The sequence below is a fragment of the Paraburkholderia nodosa genome, from assembly GCF_001718195.1.
Classification (GTDB): Bacteria; Pseudomonadota; Gammaproteobacteria; order Burkholderiales; family Burkholderiaceae; genus Paraburkholderia; species Paraburkholderia nodosa_A.
In genome coordinates this window covers 682,011-697,388 of sequence record NZ_MCNV01000001.1, presented here as the reverse complement: position 1 = coordinate 697,388, position 15,378 = coordinate 682,011, and the positions used below count along the sequence as shown (strand labels likewise).

Annotated in this window: 14 protein-coding genes and 1 pseudogene; 9 read left to right on the top strand and 6 right to left on the bottom strand. The window is 65.5% G+C overall.

The features are described 5' to 3' along the window. Positions 1 to 11 precede the first annotated feature (11 nt). The 4 genes from BFD71_RS03070 (at position 12) to BFD71_RS03055 (ending at position 3,890) form a co-directional block, all read left to right on the top strand. Positions 12 to 329: a hypothetical protein gene (locus BFD71_RS03070; protein ID WP_069261772.1), complete on the top strand. Its 318-nt coding sequence runs from the start codon at positions 12 to 14 to the stop codon at positions 327 to 329. An 801-nt stretch (positions 330 to 1,130) separates the two neighbouring features. After that, a complete protein-coding gene (locus tag BFD71_RS03065) occupies positions 1,131 to 1,724 on the top strand; it encodes an IMPACT family protein (RefSeq protein ID WP_069261771.1) in 594 nt (197 codons plus the stop codon). A gap of 157 nt (positions 1,725 to 1,881) precedes the next feature. After that, complete coding sequence (gene fliD / locus BFD71_RS03060; RefSeq protein WP_069261770.1) at positions 1,882 to 3,324, top strand: flagellar filament capping protein FliD; 1,443 nt, start codon at positions 1,882 to 1,884, stop codon at positions 3,322 to 3,324. Between the two features lie 320 nt (positions 3,325 to 3,644). Then, positions 3,645 to 3,890 carry a DUF2964 family protein gene (locus BFD71_RS03055; RefSeq protein ID WP_256094456.1) on the top strand — a complete coding sequence of 82 codons (246 nt, stop codon included), beginning with the start codon at positions 3,645 to 3,647 and terminating at the stop codon, positions 3,888 to 3,890. A gap of 24 nt (positions 3,891 to 3,914) precedes the next feature. On the opposite strand, the gene BFD71_RS03050 is transcribed toward BFD71_RS03055, so the two are convergent. Then, positions 3,915 to 4,529, bottom strand: a complete 615-nt coding sequence (locus tag BFD71_RS03050) for a hypothetical protein (RefSeq protein ID WP_069261768.1) — start codon at positions 4,527 to 4,529, stop codon at positions 3,915 to 3,917. A gap of 58 nt (positions 4,530 to 4,587) precedes the next feature. Then, positions 4,588 to 4,986 carry a hypothetical protein gene (locus BFD71_RS03045; protein WP_069261888.1) on the bottom strand — a complete coding sequence of 133 codons (399 nt, stop codon included), beginning with the start codon at positions 4,984 to 4,986 and terminating at the stop codon, positions 4,588 to 4,590. A gap of 804 nt (positions 4,987 to 5,790) precedes the next feature. Here BFD71_RS03045 and BFD71_RS03040 point away from each other — a divergent pair. Further along, on the top strand, positions 5,791 to 6,195 hold the full coding sequence (locus BFD71_RS03040; RefSeq protein ID WP_028202557.1) for a helix-turn-helix domain-containing protein: 405 nt from the start codon (positions 5,791 to 5,793) through the stop codon (positions 6,193 to 6,195). A 43-nt stretch (positions 6,196 to 6,238) separates the two neighbouring features. On the opposite strand, the gene BFD71_RS03035 is transcribed toward BFD71_RS03040, so the two are convergent. Beyond that, on the bottom strand, positions 6,239 to 7,864 hold the full coding sequence (locus BFD71_RS03035) for a sensor domain-containing diguanylate cyclase (RefSeq protein ID WP_069261767.1): 1,626 nt from the start codon (positions 7,862 to 7,864) through the stop codon (positions 6,239 to 6,241). A gap of 168 nt (positions 7,865 to 8,032) precedes the next feature. On the opposite strand from BFD71_RS03035, the gene BFD71_RS03030 reads away from it, so the two are divergent. Beyond that, positions 8,033 to 9,622, top strand: coding sequence for an inorganic phosphate transporter (locus BFD71_RS03030; protein ID WP_069261766.1), 1,590 nt, complete (start codon positions 8,033 to 8,035; stop codon positions 9,620 to 9,622). Between the two features lie 178 nt (positions 9,623 to 9,800). On the opposite strand, the gene ppk2 is transcribed toward BFD71_RS03030, so the two are convergent. The 3 genes and pseudogenes from ppk2 to BFD71_RS03015 form a co-directional block, all read right to left on the bottom strand. After that, on the bottom strand, positions 9,801 to 10,730 hold the full coding sequence (gene ppk2, locus BFD71_RS03025; RefSeq protein ID WP_256094475.1) for a polyphosphate kinase 2: 930 nt from the start codon (positions 10,728 to 10,730) through the stop codon (positions 9,801 to 9,803). Between the two features lie 110 nt (positions 10,731 to 10,840). Then, positions 10,841 to 11,221, bottom strand: a complete 381-nt coding sequence (locus tag BFD71_RS03020; protein WP_069261764.1) for a VOC family protein — start codon at positions 11,219 to 11,221, stop codon at positions 10,841 to 10,843. A gap of 240 nt (positions 11,222 to 11,461) precedes the next feature. Continuing rightward, positions 11,462 to 12,115 (bottom strand): annotated as a pseudogene (locus tag BFD71_RS03015) (FadR/GntR family transcriptional regulator); the annotation flags it as partial. Positions 12,116 to 12,322: 207 nt separating this feature from the next. Between BFD71_RS03015 and BFD71_RS03010 the strand changes: the two are divergent. From BFD71_RS03010 to BFD71_RS03000, 3 genes are read left to right on the top strand one after another with little or no spacing between them, the layout of a single operon-like run. Beyond that, the gene (locus BFD71_RS03010; RefSeq protein WP_069261763.1) at positions 12,323 to 13,114 is read left to right on the top strand and encodes a (Fe-S)-binding protein; all 792 of its coding nucleotides are present in this window, start codon (positions 12,323 to 12,325) and stop codon (positions 13,112 to 13,114) included. Continuing rightward, complete coding sequence (locus BFD71_RS03005) at positions 13,111 to 13,845, top strand: LutC/YkgG family protein (RefSeq protein ID WP_069261762.1); 735 nt, start codon at positions 13,111 to 13,113, stop codon at positions 13,843 to 13,845. The genes BFD71_RS03010 and BFD71_RS03005 overlap by 4 nt, the downstream gene beginning before the upstream one ends. After that, complete coding sequence (locus BFD71_RS03000) at positions 13,842 to 15,308, top strand: LutB/LldF family L-lactate oxidation iron-sulfur protein (RefSeq protein ID WP_069261761.1); 1,467 nt, start codon at positions 13,842 to 13,844, stop codon at positions 15,306 to 15,308. The genes BFD71_RS03005 and BFD71_RS03000 overlap by 4 nt, the downstream gene beginning before the upstream one ends. Positions 15,309 to 15,378 lie beyond the last annotated feature (70 nt).

Below are 15,378 nucleotides of genomic sequence, written 5' to 3'. Positions count from 1 at the left end.
GGAGGTAACTCATGAACACGAAGAGCTGGAAGACCCCCGCCCGCGCCATCGCCGCAGCACTGATCGCCGGCGGCGCATTGATGGGCGCATCGAGCGCCTTCGCTCAATCCGCACCGTATGGGCTGCGTGCCGAATCGGCGCCGCAATACGGTCAACCGCACATGATGCCGGTGGACGCGCACGTCTCGATCGGCTGGCACGAGAACCGTTATTACGACGGCCACCGCTATTGGGAACACGACGAGTGGATGCACCATCACCCGCACGATCCGGGTCCCCCGCGCTACCGCGAGGACGACCATCGTCCGCCGCCCCCGCCGCGTTACTGATGCGCGTGATGCGCGCGTGATCCAGGGGCCGCCCTCTGTGGAGGCCCCTGAAGCGGCACACCGAGGCCGGTCTTCCCTCAAGGGAGACCGGCCTCGGCGCATTTCGGCGCCTTACTTCAGCACGCGCGTGCGAGCGCATGGATATCGTTCGGCATGCGTAACAATGTGAGCACGATGCCCGCCACACGGCGTATCCGGCCTGCCGTGCCGCGCGCCGGCTGCGGCCGGAAAGGCAGATGTCAGTAATTGCAGGTAATGCGGAAGTGTTGCCGGCCGCACGGCGCGCGGGTAACGTTGATGGGCGTTTCGTTCCCCGGAGCGCACGGTGTATTCTCATTGCCCGGCCAGCGATGGCCGGGATTTTTTTGCGCGCGAATGAGAACACTAGCGCCCTTTGGGTGTCACGCGCACCAGGTTTTTTTTCCGATTGCGGCCGCAATTTTGCGGACGTAAGGTGGGATTGCCTCTTGAGAACAGGCGAGCCTTGTGACCCCCGGTCGTGACACAGTCCGACCGGGGATTTTTTTGGCTTCTGTGCTTTGGAGAATCGCGTCTGCCGGGACATGCAGCGGCGCCGCGAGAGAAGGAACGATGACGGATCACCGAATGAGGAGTTCGGCTTCGCTCCAGCCAGAGCTAGATCCGTCATGCCGTGCATTATCCGGGCTGAAGGCCGGGGCGTCACTAGCATCCGGCGCAAAGAACCATTACGCAAATTGGCAAGATATGGGGACGGACGTCGAAAGCCGGCCCATGAGCATCGGTTAACATGGGGGTTTCGCCAGCAGTGCCACCCCGCTTGTGCCAACTTTCACCCTCGCCCATCCCGTCACCGCGGCACTCGATGTCCGCAAGAGCCGCTTCATCGCGCACGCCATTCCCGTTGCCGACCGCGAAGCGGCCATGGCCGAAATCCGCCGTCTGCGCGACGAACACCCCACCGCCACGCACGTTTGCTGGGCGCTGCTTGCGGGCGGCCAGTCCGGCATGTCCGACGATGGCGAACCCTCCGGCACCGCCGGCCGCCCGATCCTCGAAGTGCTGCGCCATCACGACCTGGACGGCGTACTCGCCGCCGTGGTGCGCTATTACGGCGGCGTGAAGCTCGGCGCGGGCGGCCTCGTGCGCGCCTATACCGACGCCATTGCCAGCGCCCTGCAGGGGGCCGAGCGCGTCGAGCGCATTGCGCAGGCGCGCCTCACCGTCGAACTCGGCTATCCCGACGAAACCCGCGTGCGCCACTGGATCGACCAGGAGCAGTTCACGCTCGTGGAAAGCCAGTACACCATGACGGTCCGCCTCACGATCCAGTTGCCCGCCACCGCCGTGGACGCCGCGCGCACCACGCTCACCGATCTCACGCAAGGCCGCTCGGGCTTCCCCGAGCCCGTCTGAGGCGGGCGGCTGGCTGCCGCCGCAATGCCGATCGCGCACTTTTCAAAATCTTTTCATTTCTTTCATAAAGTTTCATGAAAGCTTGCCGTAATGAAAGCATGGCCGCGCATTCGCGCGTTCCGTCGACTCGACGCACCAGAACGAACGGACTTCTTTCATGGCAAGCACGATCACGAACACCACGACCGCCAGCGCGAACAGCGCGCTGAGCGACGCCGCCCAGTCGATCATCAGCGGCGCGACCAACTCCGCACTTGACGTCAACCAGCTCGTCAAGGCGCTCGTCAACGCGAAGATCGCGGGGCCGAGCGCCATCCTCAGTGCGAAGCAGACCGCCAGCAACACGACGCTATCGGCGCTCGGCACGCTGAAGTCGGCGCTCGCTTCGCTCCAGACCGCACTCGAGCCGTTCAAGGATGGCGCCGCGCTGCAGCGCTTCACCGTCACGACGAGCGAGAAGGACAAGGGCTTGAGCGCGGTGGCCGGCAAGGACGCCGTGGCGAGCAGCTTCACGGTCGAAGTCGATCGCCTCGCGACAGCGCATAAGCTCGCCTCGGACAGCTTCGACACGGGCGAGACGCTCGGGGAAGGCAGCCTCGACATCGCGATGGGCGGCAAGTCCATGCATCTGACGATCGCTGCGGGCAGCAACAAGCTCACCGACGTCGTCGCGGCGATCAACCGGGCGAAGGACAACCCAGGCGTCACGGCGTCGATCGTCAACGGCGCCGACGGCCAGCACCTCGTGCTGACCGCGAACAAGACCGGCGCGGCCAACGCGATCGACGTGCAGGCGGGCGCGGGCGTCGACACGCGGCTCGCTTCCTCGCAGATGCGCGAAGTCGAGGCAGCCGGCGACGCCGAACTGCGCATCGACGGCACGCGCGTCACGAGTGCGAGCAACACGCTCGAGGGCGTGGTAAGCGACATCACGATCAAGCTTGCAAGCGCCTCGGTGGGCACGAAGCAAACGCTCACCGTCGCTCCCGACACCGAAGCGACGGGCACATCCATCCGCGACTTCGTGAAGGCGTACAACAGTTACGTCGATGCCCTGAACGGGCTGACCTCCTATACGGCCGCAACCGGTTCGACGAGCGCGCAAGCAGGCGCGCTGCTCGGCGACTCGATCGCGCGCACCCTCGCGGCGAGTCTGCCGGCGCTCGTTTCGGCGGGCGTGAAGGGCAGCGACGGCGTGACCCATTCGCTGGGCGAGATCGGCATCAAGCTCGACAAGAGCGGGAAGCTCGAGATCGACGACGAGACGTTCAAGAAGGCGCTGCAACCGGGCAACAGTGCGATTGCGGCGCTGTTCGGCAGCGGCGGCCTGACCACGAAGCTCAACAGCGCCATTACGCCTTACGTGCAGTCGAGCGGCATCATCGAGCGGCGCAGCACGGCCATCAACAAGGAACTCGACGACATCAAAAAGCAGTCGTCGATGCTCGATGTGCGCGCAACCCAGCTCACGGCGAAATTCAACCGCCAGTTCACCGCGCTCAATAACCTCATGTCGATCATGAACAACAACCAGCAATATCTGACACAGCTCTTTGGCGGTGCAAACAGCGCGGGCGCCCTCGCGACGAATCACAAATAAGGCTTGAATACGCCGTGATCGACGCTAGCAAACGTCGACAGCAGACGAAAAAAAAGGCCGCCGAGTGAATCGGCGGCCAACAGGGGACGTGAAGAACAACCGCGAATCGAACTATCGAATCGACCCGACCGCTCCATCATGGCGAGCCAAAATTAAGACAAACTTAAACGCGCGCAAAAAACGATCGGGAATTCCGGCGCGTGAGCGCGCAGGCAATGGAAAGAACGCGTAATAATCGGCTGGCTATACTTGATCTGGTCCGCGCCGCGCAGTCATTCGCGCCCGCATGACCGTCTTCTACCCAACCCGGAAGAGCCGCCATGTTTGATCGACTGCATCGGTTTATGGAAGGCGCAGGTCCCGAGCGGCGCCATCGCGTCTGGAGCAAGGTGCGCATTTTCGTGGCCGCAATGGGCACGCTCGGCTCTGCCGCCGGCATCGCCATCGCGGTGGTCGGCCTCATCAACTTCGACCACCGGAAGGTGATTGCCGGCGTGGCCGTCATCATCGTCTGCACGGCGATCTACGTGTCGATCCTCGTGCGCGACCGCAATCGCGCCGACTAACGCACGCCGCCCGGCGTCGCTGCCTCACTGCAGGTTCTGGCCGTCGCGCGTGACATGCACGGCGGTCGCGCCCACGTAGTCGGCGCGAATGCTGTCGCCCACCTTGATCGATTCGAGCGGCACGTCCGGCGGCGCCACCACCACGACCGTGCGGTTCGGTCCGCGCAGCGCGACCTTGCGGCTCTTGCGGTCGATCTTCTCCACCGTCGCGATCACCTGCACGCTACGCGCCGTCGCCGTCATGCCACCGGAAGCGGGCGTGGTCGCGACCGTATCGACGCGCGAGCGGATGCCCCTCGTAGCCAGCTTTTCGGCACGCAGCAGCAACGCCTCCTTGTAGAGGATGTTCACATGATCGCCGGGCTTGAGCTTGCTCACATCGCCGACTGCGGGATCGACGGCGACCGTCACCAGGTTGCGGCGCGCGCCACGCAGCGTGACCGAGTTGGTGGCCGCGTCGATGCTCACGACGGTCGCCGTGGTCTGCACCTCGCCGATCTGCAGCGCCGCGTTGGGCGCACTCCCGGGCGCGGCATCGGACGCCGTCTGCGCAAACAGCGGTACATGCGGCGACACGCCGAGGGCAAGCACGAGTATGGCGCCGAGCAGCGGCGCGGACGAATGGTAGCGCGTGGACATGAAGCCTCCTTGTGTGGATCGTGAATGCAAGAGAGCGGCATGGCGCCGCTCGCACGCATCAAGCGCTGTTCATGCAGGCTTCTTCCGCCGCACAGCGCAGGTAATGGGCATACACACGCTCACGTTCCTCGTTGGCGAGCTGGCGCTTTTCGGCAAGCCGCAGCATGCGGTGCCGGTCCGCGCCGAGCGTTTCGTAATAGCGCTCGGTATGCAAGCGCTTGAAGCGCGTATAGAAGTCCGGGCCGGGCAGGCCCGAATCGGTCGAGAGCAGCGAGGCATAGTCGGCCTCGTGCGGCGCGCACAACGCGGCCGCGGCCGCCTCGAGCTTTTCGTAACGCACCCGCAACGGCACGTCGCCCGCGAACAGGGCATGAAACGCACCGTACGGCACGAGCGAGCGCCGGCTCGCAGCGCGGCGCAACAAACGACCTACCTTTTCGTCGAGTTCTTGGTTCATCCGCAGCGGCCAGAAAGCGGGCCGCCGCCCAGGCCGCGCGTCGTTTGACGAAACGCACGGACGCATTTGGCGGCCCGAGGGATTCAGGGACCCGTTTCGCCACGCGATACGCTGCGCGGCGAATCCGGCATTCTGCATTCGTTCATTCGAATCCAATCTGCATTGCAATCGATTCGAAATGTTTGCGAAAACCATTCTGCACAAAAAAGCGAAATCACTCCCTGAAATTGCCCCATAGCCGTCATCACCCGCGCTGGACCATGCCATTTTTTGCCGCGCACCTCAAAAACGCTAACAAACATCTAAAGGTGCGATCGTCGCTATTAATTCATTTTGGATAAAACCGTTTCAACTCAATATATGCTGAATACCGATTTAGTCATACAAAACAAGGAAAAGTGTTGCTTTCCAATGTTTGAGCAATTAAGTCAGGTTAACTGGCTGCAATGGGAGCAAACTTCGCATTGCGGAGTCCGTGCGAAATGGCGGCACCCATTGTTGACACACGCGAGTCGGTTGTTTTTTCCATTAGTTCAGGATTATCCACAAGTCAAGCAGACTATTTTTCCGCTAGCTATACACATTCCCTACAAAAACAATTATTAATATCCGCTGCGGAACACCGAGGCGTTTCGCAACAAGCGCCCTTCACCGGGCGTCGATTTCGCCGTCCGTCATGACCCCCGCGTCACCGCACCGGCGCCGGGTCCATGGCAAGCGACAAGACCCGCTTGCAGGAAGGGTTACAGGAGCGGCACATCCGCAATGCCGCGTGTCCGGAATCTTTCGTCGACGAGTGAACACATGCTTACCCGAACCGAGAACCTGCCGAGCGTCGCGAGAAGAATGGCCGCCGGCCAGATGTTGATGGAAGGCGCGACCGTGAATAGCGTCGCCGACTCACTCCACCTTTCCGCCCAGACGGTGAGGCGCTACAAGTCCATCGTCGAGGACGGCGGCCTGGCAGCGCTCCAGCAGATGAGCGTGGGCGGCCGGCCTTCAGTGCTCGATCAGGCCGCGCTAGGCTGGATCGCGAGCGCCCTGCATGGCTCCGCGCGAGAGCACGGCTTTGCGAGCGATGCGTGGACCAACAGCCGCGTGCGCGAGCTGATCGGCCGCCAGTTCGGCGTGCACTATTCGCGCGTCTATACCTGGCAGATCGTCTCGAACCTCGGCCTCGGCCACCGGCTGTCGAAGTCCGCGCGCTGAACGGCATGGCGGGCGTCGCGCGCCGCACGAAAGCCGGCGCGCCTCAGCCTCGCGTTGCGGGTGCATCGCGGCCTCGGCTTCCGGCTTCGGAATCCACCAGCGGCTGTGCCCCATCGCCCGTCCATTGCTGCGACCTGACCTGATTGCGGCCCGCTTCCTTGGCCTCGTAGAGCAGGCGGTCGGCGGCGGCCAGCAGCTTCGCGCCGCTGCCGCCCTCCGGCGGATTGCAGCTCGCACACCCCGCGCTCACCGTCACGCACCCATGGTGCGTACCACTCAGCGTGAGATTGTCCGACTCGATGCGTTTGCGGATCTTTTCCGCCATGCGCGTCGCGGCGTCGAGCGCCGTGCCCGGCAGCACCACCGCGAACTCTTCGCCGCCAAAGCGTGCGGCGAGATCGGTTGCGCGCCGCGATCCTGCAGCGATGCGCCCGGCCACGAACACCAGCACCTCGTCGCCGGCGGCGTGCCCGTAGGTGTCGTTGAAGAGCTTGAAGTGGTCGATGTCGAAAAACAGCACGGAAAGCGGCGTGCGTTCGCGCACCGCGTGATGCCATTCCTCCGCGAGACGGCTGTCGAGCGCGCGGCGGTTCGCAAGACCCGTGAGCGGGTCGGTCACCGCGAGACGCACGAGCTTGCCCTCGGCCACCACCTTGTCGCGCAGCGCGAAGGCGAGCATCCACGACACCGCGACCCACGCGCCGCCGAACACCGTCGTCATCACGAGGGCGATATAGCTGCGCCGCCGCCAGCCGGCGAGCACGTCCCCCACGGCGGGCGCCACGACGACGATGAACGGCGAGTTGCCTACATGCGCAAAGGTGTAGATGCGCTCGACCCCGTCGATTGCCGAGTGCGACGTGTAGGTGCCGGCGTCGCGACGCGAAAAGAACGCGAAATTCGGCAGGTCCGCGTAGCTCCAGCCGGCGCCGCGCATCGAGGGCGGCTTGCTCGCGAGCAACGTGCCGTCGCGCATCAGAATGAAGAGATGGCCGCCGGGGCCCAGGTCGATGTGCTCGAGCAGTTGCTCGAGATAGTCGAGGCGCACACCGAGCAGCGCGACGCCCGCGAACGAGCCGTCGGGCGCGTTGATGCGGCGCGTGAGGCCGATCGTGAGCGCGCCGCCGCGCAGGCGGGAATGGAACGGCTTCGAAAAGAACAGGCCCGCATGCGGGTCGCGCTGTTGCGCGATGAAGTAATCGCGGTCGGCGAACGAAATGCCGGCGGGTGAAACGTCGAAGGCGTTGCTGTGCGAGGCTATCACATGGCCCTTGGCGTCGATCACATAGGCGCCGCCCAGCCTCGACGCCGCCGTCGCCCGGTCGAACAGCACGCGCTGGCGCAGCGCCTCGGGCATGCTCCAGGTCTGCGGCTGCTGCGCCGCCTGGACCACGGCCTGTAGCGACAGGTCGTAGATCTCGACGTTGCGCGCAATGTCGTTGCTGATGAGCTGCACGAGGTTGCGCGAATTCTCCTGCGCGTGGCGCAACTCCTCGGCACGGCCCTCGTAGAGCGCCGCGTAGGTGAGGATCGCCATCACCGTCGCGACGAGCGTGCCGGAAAGCCCCGCGAAGAAGGGATAGTTGCCGATCAGGCGCGTCGCCGCCTTCGCCCGCCCGTGGGCCCAGCGGTGCACCAGAAGACGCAGCGAAAGAACCCGTTTTGGCATCTGCGCAATCCTCTTGCTGACTGCTGACGGCGCGATTCGAAGGAGCGCCGGTCTGTCGGGCATGCATCGGGCATGGCTGGCACGAATCCGTCATCAAACGGACACCTGGGCAGTTCACGATCGGAGGCGAAACCTTTGCCCACTCCCTCCCCCAGGAGCCCGCCTGCCATGCCAGAATTTTCCCTGTCACCGCAACCGGGCACCGCCCCCGCACGCGGGCGCAACGCCAGCCTGCTCGCCTTCCTCGTCGTCATCGCCGCAGGCGCCGTGTACGTGGGGATGCATCTCGCCGACGACCTCTCGCCGGTGCGCGAAAGCTCGGCGATGCCCTGGATCCTGCTCGGCATCGCGCTCCTGATCGCGCTCGGCTTCGAGTTCGTGAACGGCTTCCACGATACCGCGAATGCGGTCGCAACCGTCATCTATACGCACTCGCTTTCGCCCAATATCGCCGTGATGTGGTCGGGCGCGTGGAATTTCCTCGGCGTGCTCACCTCCACCGGCGCGGTGGCCTTCGGCATCCTGCAACTGCTGCCCGTAGAGCTGATCCTGCAGGTGGGCAGCAGCGCGGGCTTCGCCATGGTGTTCGCTCTGCTCATTGCCGCGATCATCTGGAACCTGGGCACGTGGTACTTCGGCCTGCCTTCGTCGAGCTCGCATACGCTGATCGGCTCGATCATCGGCGTGGGCCTCATGAACCAGCTCATGCACGGCGCGAATGGCACGAGCGGCGTGGACTGGAGCCAGGCGCTCGGCGTGGGCAAGTCGCTGCTGTTTTCGCCGATCGTCGGCTTTTTGCTGGCCGGCCTGCTGCTGCTCATCCTCAAGGCCGTCGTGCGCGTGCCCGAGCTCTACGCGGAGCCGAAGGGCAAGGAGCCGCCGCCGTTCTGGATCCGCGCGCTGCTGATCCTCACGTGCACGGGCGTGTCGTTCGCGCACGGCTCCAACGACGGCCAGAAGGGCATGGGCCTCATCATGCTGATCCTGATCGGCACGGTGCCCACGGCCTACGCGCTGAACCGCGCCGTCACGGCCGAACAGACGCAGACTTTCATCGCCGTCGCGCACGACGCCACGCGCGCGCTCGAGCGCTATACGAACGGCGTGGCCGCGCCCGCCGATCCGCGCGCCGAAGTGGAACGCTTCATCGGCCGCCGCGCCCTGTCGAGCACGACGGTGCCCGCGCTTGCCGCGCTGTCGAACCAGGTGACCGAACAGGTGCGCGGTTACGGCTCGCTCGCGGCAGTGCCGCAATCGGTCGTCGATAACGTGCGCAACAACATGTACGTGATTTCCGAGGCGATCCGCCTGCTCGACAAACAGAAGGCGGTGCCCTTCTCGGCCGACGACCTGAAGTCCATCAACAACTTCCGCAGCCAGATCGACCACGCGACGAAATTCATCCCGACATGGGTGAAGGTGGCCGTGGCGATCGCGCTGGGGCTCGGCACGATGGTGGGCTGGAAGCGCATCGTGGTGACGGTGGGCGAGCGCATCGGCAAACAGCACCTGACCTACGGCCAGGGCGGCTGCGCGGAGGTCGTGGCGATGGTCACGATCGGCGCGGCGGACGTGTACGGTCTGCCGGTCTCGACCACGCACGTGCTCTCCTCGGGCGTGGCGGGCACGATGGCCGCGAACGGCTCGGGCCTGCAATGGAATACGGTGCGCAGCCTCGTGATGGCATGGGTGCTCACGCTGCCCGCTTCGATCGTGCTGGCTGGCGCGCTCTATTGGGTGTTCAAGCACGTGTTCTGAGTACGAAAGGCCAGAGAAAAGCCGCGCTCCCTGCGAGGGGAGCGCGGCTTTTTGTTGCGTCGTGCGCCTTCGTTCAGACGATCGAGATTTTCAGCGTCTTGCCGCACGCTGTTACTGCGCCAGGGGCATCCCAAAATCGTCGCGCTTGCCCTCGATCAGATCGAAAGCGGCCAACCGCTCAATAAATTTCCGGAATGATCATGTCCTGCGGCACTGGCTGGCGAATGTAATCCGGATGATGCACGCGCGCCGGCAGCGTGACTTGCGGGTGCTCGATCTCGTGATACGGCACCTGGCTCAGCAAGTGGTGAATACAGTTCAGGCGCGCGCGCTTCTTGTCCACGCCCTGCACGACCCACCACGGCGCCTCGGGAATGTGCGAGCGCTGCAGCATCACTTCCTTCACGTGCGTGTAGGCCTCCCAGCGGCGGCGGCTTTCGAGGTCCATCGGCGAGAGCTTCCACTGCTTGAGCGGATCGTCGATGCGGCTCTGGAAGCGCACTTCCTGCTCGTCGTCGGTGATCGAGAACCAGTACTTGACGATCTGGATGCCACTCCTCACGAGCATCTTTTCGAACTCGGGCACGGAGCGAAAGAATTCTTCGTATTCGTCGTCGGTGCAGAAGTTCATCACGCGTTCCACGCCCGCGCGGTTGTACCAGCTGCGATCGAACAGCACCATCTCGCCGCCCGCGGGCAGATGCTGCGCGTAGCGCTGGAAATACCATTGCGTGCGCTCGCGGTTGTTCGGCGCAGGCAGCGCCGCCACGCGGCACATGCGCGGGTTCAGCCGCTGCGTGATGCGCTTGATGACACCGCCCTTGCCCGCCGCGTCGCGTCCCTCGAAGATCACGACGAGCCGGTGCCCCGTGCTCACGATCCAGTCCTGCATCTTCACGAGTTCGCCCTGCAGGCGGATCAGCTCGCGGAAATAGACGCGGCGCAGCGCACGCGCCTCGTCGCTGATCTGCAGACCGCTTTCCTGCAGCCGGTCGTCGACCTCCATCTCGAGCTCTTCGTCATAGGCGTCGATGAGCTCTTCATCCAGACGCCGACGACGATGCAGTTCGGCCTCCTGCTCTTGCGCATCCCGTTGTTCGGCATCCATCGTGCGGTCCAGTTCATTCATGGCGACTCTCTCCTTGGTCGATATGCTGTCAACTCGCGCCACTATCGGCGCAGCGAGTGTCACGAATATTTCAAATGCATTGCGGCGGCTCAGGTGAGCGGCCTGGCGAAGCTCAGCTCGTGGCCGTCCGGATCGACGAGATGGAAATAGCGCTCGCCCCATGGGGCGTCGCGCGGTGCGAATTCGGGCTTCGCGCCCGCGGCCAGTGCATGGGCATAGAACGCGTCCACGTCGGCGACGTGGAGGACCACGCGGCCCCAGCCGTTCACGGCGCCGTGCGGTCCCTCCAGCAGGTTCAGATAGCAAACGCCGGCCGCGCCGCCCAGTTCGAACGACGCGAAGCCCGGCACCGCCGGCCCGTCTCTCCGCTCGAAGCCGAGTGCCTCGTAAAAGGGCACCGACCGCGCGATGTCGCTGACGGTCAGCGTCACGGCGCTCAACGCTACGATTTGCGCGGCGCGTTCGTTCATCTGCTCCTCCTGCTCATGCGGCCAGGGACTGCCTGCGGCCCGGAATGAGGCCCGTCGGCCCGATCAGCCGACTTTAGCAGCGTTCGCGCGCCCGGCACGGCCCACTGGCGTTTTCTCCCTGCCGCCCGCCACCTTGCGCGCGGCTTTGCGCGCCGGCTTGGCCGCCTGCGCAGCCGCTGGCGCGGCGCGCGGCGCATCGTCACTGGTTGGACCAATTTCCTGCCAGCCGATCTCCTCTCCCACCCGCGTGCGCACGAAGTCGATGTGCGTCTGCATCGCCGTGCGCGCCTCCTCGGGACGCCGCGCAACGATCGCGTCGCACAGCGTGCGGTGCTGCAGCAGCAACTGGTCCGGCGCGTCTTCGTTCTGCACGCGCAGCCCCGTGCCGTTGATCGTGATGTGCTCGCGCAGCACGCCCAGCACGCTCGTGTGCAAGTGCAGAAACATCGCGTTGTGCGAGGCCTGCGCGATCACTTCGTGCAGCTTCGCATCGGTATCGGCTTCGGCGGCTTTGTCGTCCACTTCGCGCGTGCGCTCCAGTTCCTGCATGAGCGCGCGAATACGCTCGAGATCCTCGTCGCTCGCGCGCAGCGCCGCAAAATACGCCGTCGCGCCTTCCAGCACGCGGCGAAATTCGAGGATGTCTTCACGCAAGGCCGGATGATCGGCCACGAGCTGCCCCCACGGCGAAGCAAAGCCCGTGCGCAACTGGTCAGTGACGAATACGCCCGCGCCCGGCCGGCTCTGCACGAGGCCGCGCGCGGCCAGGCGCTGGATCGCCTCGCGCACGGTGTTGCGCGCCACGTCGTATTCCATCGCGAGCACGCGCTCGGAAGGCAGCTTCGCTCCCGCGCGCCAGGTGCCGTCGAGCAGCGACGTCTCCATCTGACGCATCACGGTCTCCACGCGCCCGCGCGCGACTGCCCTGTCCCTCATTGTCATACCCGAATCTCGTTTTATCTTGTGGCAAGTGGTCCAACCAGTTTGAACCGTTCGCCCGGAGCGGGAATTATGCGCCCAAACCAGCGCTCGTCCTCAACCCGCCCGGCCTCGGGTCCGCGGGGAAGGAGCACGAAAGCGCGCCAAGACACCGAGCGAGACATGAAGCCACGGCAATACCCCACCGAGCGCCCCACCGACGTCTATCTGTTCGCCACCTGCCTCGTCGACCTGTTCGTGCCGCAAGCCGGCCTCGACGCGGTGAAGCTGCTCGAACGCGAGGGCCTGACGGTCCATTTCCCGCGCAGCCAGAGCTGTTGCGGCCAGCCTGCATACAGCAGCGGCAACCCGCGCCAGGCGCGCGAGGTCGCGCTCGCGCAACTCGGACTCTTCGAAAAACCCTGGCCCGTGATCGTCCCTTCGGGTTCGTGCGCGGGCATGATGCGCCATCACTGGCCCGCGTTGTTCGAAGGCGACGCGGCCAACGGCGCGCGCGCCGAGGGACTCTCGGAGCGCGTGTACGAACTCACGGAATTCCTCGTGCGCGTGCTGAACGTCGACTTCGACGCGTATGGCGCACAGGGTGCCGTCCGCCAGCCCGACGAGCGCGTCGTACTGCACACCTCGTGCGGCGCGCGGCGCGAGATGGGCACGCGCGTGCACGGCGTCGAAGTCGTCGATGCGCTGCCGGGCGTCACACGCATCGAGCACGAACGCGAATCGGAATGCTGCGGCTTCGGCGGCACGTTCTCGCTCAAGCACCCGGACATTTCCGGCGCGATGGTCGCCGACAAGATCGCCTCCGCCTGCGCCACGGGCTGCGAGCGCCTGGTTTCCGCCGACTGCGGCTGCCTGCTCAACATCGGCCACGCGGCGGCGCACAAGGGCGCGCCGCTCGCCGTGGAGCACCTCGCCTCGTTCCTCTGGCGCCGCACGGGCGGGGAGGCCGCATGAACGTCGATACGATGAGCGCGCGTGCGCGCATGCTGCAACGCCTGCGTGGCCATGCCCCTGCAGCACCCTCCCCCACGCTCGAAGCGCTCGACGCGCGCATCGACGCGCATTTCACCGGGCGCCGGGCGCTCGCCCCGCTTGCCTTGAACGAACGCATCGCGCAGTTCCAGCGCATGCTCGAAGCCGCGCACGCAGAAGTGATCTGCGCGAGCGCCGCAACGTGGGCCGACGATCTCGCCGACCGCCTCGCGGCGGCGGGCGTGCGCAGCCTGCTGCTCGACACCGCCTGCGCCGAAGGCCAGGCGCTCGAGGCGGCACTCCCGTCCGCCGTGCAGGCGCGCAGTTACGCGCAGCCGATCGAGCAGTGGAAGGCCGAACTCTTCGACACCGTCGACGCGGGCTTCACTGTCGCGCGCTCGGGTCTCGCGGCGACGGGCACGCTCGTGGTCGTCCCCGACGCGAACGCGCCGCGCACGGTCTCGCTCGTACCGCCGCTGCACGTCGCGCTGATCCACGCGAACAGGCTGCACGCCGACCTGCACGCCGCCGTGGCCGCGGAGCGCTGGCGTGACGGCATGCCCACCAATCTCGTGATGATCTCGGGTCCTTCGAAGACCTCGGATATCCAGCAGACCACCGCCTATGGCGCGCATGGTCCCCGCGCTCTATGGGTCGTCCTCGTGACCGATGAGGATCGCGCAACGGGCACGCAGCACGGAGCCGCCGAATGAGCACGAGCACGCAGAACTCTCAGGAAAACACGCTCCATTTCGTCCCGACTGCGGAATTCCGCCAGCGCGCGCGCACGGCGCTCGACGACCCGCAACTGCGCAAGAGCTTTCGCGGCGCGATGGACTTCCTGCAAGGCAAGCGCGCCGCGCAGTTCCCCGAGGCGGACGAACTCGAAGCCCTGCGCGACCTCGGCGAAGCCGTGCGCCAGCATGCGCTCGCGCGCCTGCCCGAACTCCTCGAGCAACTGGAAACGAAGCTGCGCGCGAACGGCATTCAGGTGCATTGGGCCGAGACCGCCGACGAGGCGAACCGCATCGTCCACGCCATCGCGCAGCGTCACGCGGCCACACGCGTGATCAAGGGCAAGTCGATGGCGAGCGAGGAAATCGAGCTCAACCATTACCTCGCCGAGCGCGGCGTCGACTGCATCGAGTCGGACATGGGCGAGTACATCGTGCAGCTCGCGGGCGAAAAGCCCTCGCACATCGTGATGCCCGCCATCCACAAGACGAAGGGGGATATCGGGCACCTGTTCGAAACGCACATTCCCGATACGCCCTTTACGGAAGACGTGGACACGCTCATTCAAACGGGCCGCCGCGCGCTGCGCCGCGCCTTCGTGGATGCGCAGATCGGCCTCTCCGGCGTGAACTTCGCCGCCGCCGACACGGGCACGCTCTGGCTCGTGGAAAACGAAGGCAACGGCCGCCTTTCCACCACGGTGCCCGACGTGCATATCGCGATCATGGGCATGGAAAAGGTGGTGGCAAAGCTCGAGCACGTCGTGCCGCTTTCGAGCCTGCTCACGCGCTCGGCCACGGGCCAGCCCATCACGACGTATTTCAACCTGATCAGCAGCCCGCGCCGCAAAGGCGAGAAAGACGGCCCGCGCGAGGTGCATCTCGTCCTGCTCGACAACGGCCGCAGCCAGGCCTACGCCGACGAGCAATTGCGCGCCACGCTGCAATGCATCCGCTGCGGCGCGTGCATGAACCACTGCCCGGTGTACACGCGCATCGGCGGGCATGCGTACGGCACGACGTATCCGGGGCCGATCGGCAAGATCATTTCGCCGCATCTGCTCGGGCTCGACGCGACAGCGGAGCTGCCCACCGCGTCGAGCCTGTGCGGCGCATGCGGCGAAGTCTGCCCGGTGCGCATTCCGATTCCGCAGCTGCTCGTGCGCCTTCGCACCGAGGCGAACCGCGACCCCGAGGAGAGCGTTGCGCATCCGTTGCGCGGCCAGGGCGCGAATCACAGCAGGAGCGAGCAGTTCATCTGGCGCTTCTGGAGCGGCGCGTTCGCGCATCCGCGCGCCTACCGTGCGCTACGCTGGGCCGTGACGCGTCTACGCGGCCTCGCGCCCTCGCAGCAAATGGGCTGGACGCAGCATCGCACACCGCTCAAGCCCGCGCCGCGCAGCCTGCACGACCTGCTGCGCGAACGCGATCAGCCGCAATAGCGCTCATGTCGTCAGGCCTGCGAAATAACGCTCATAGCAAGCCTGACGAGATCACATAAATTTTCTACCC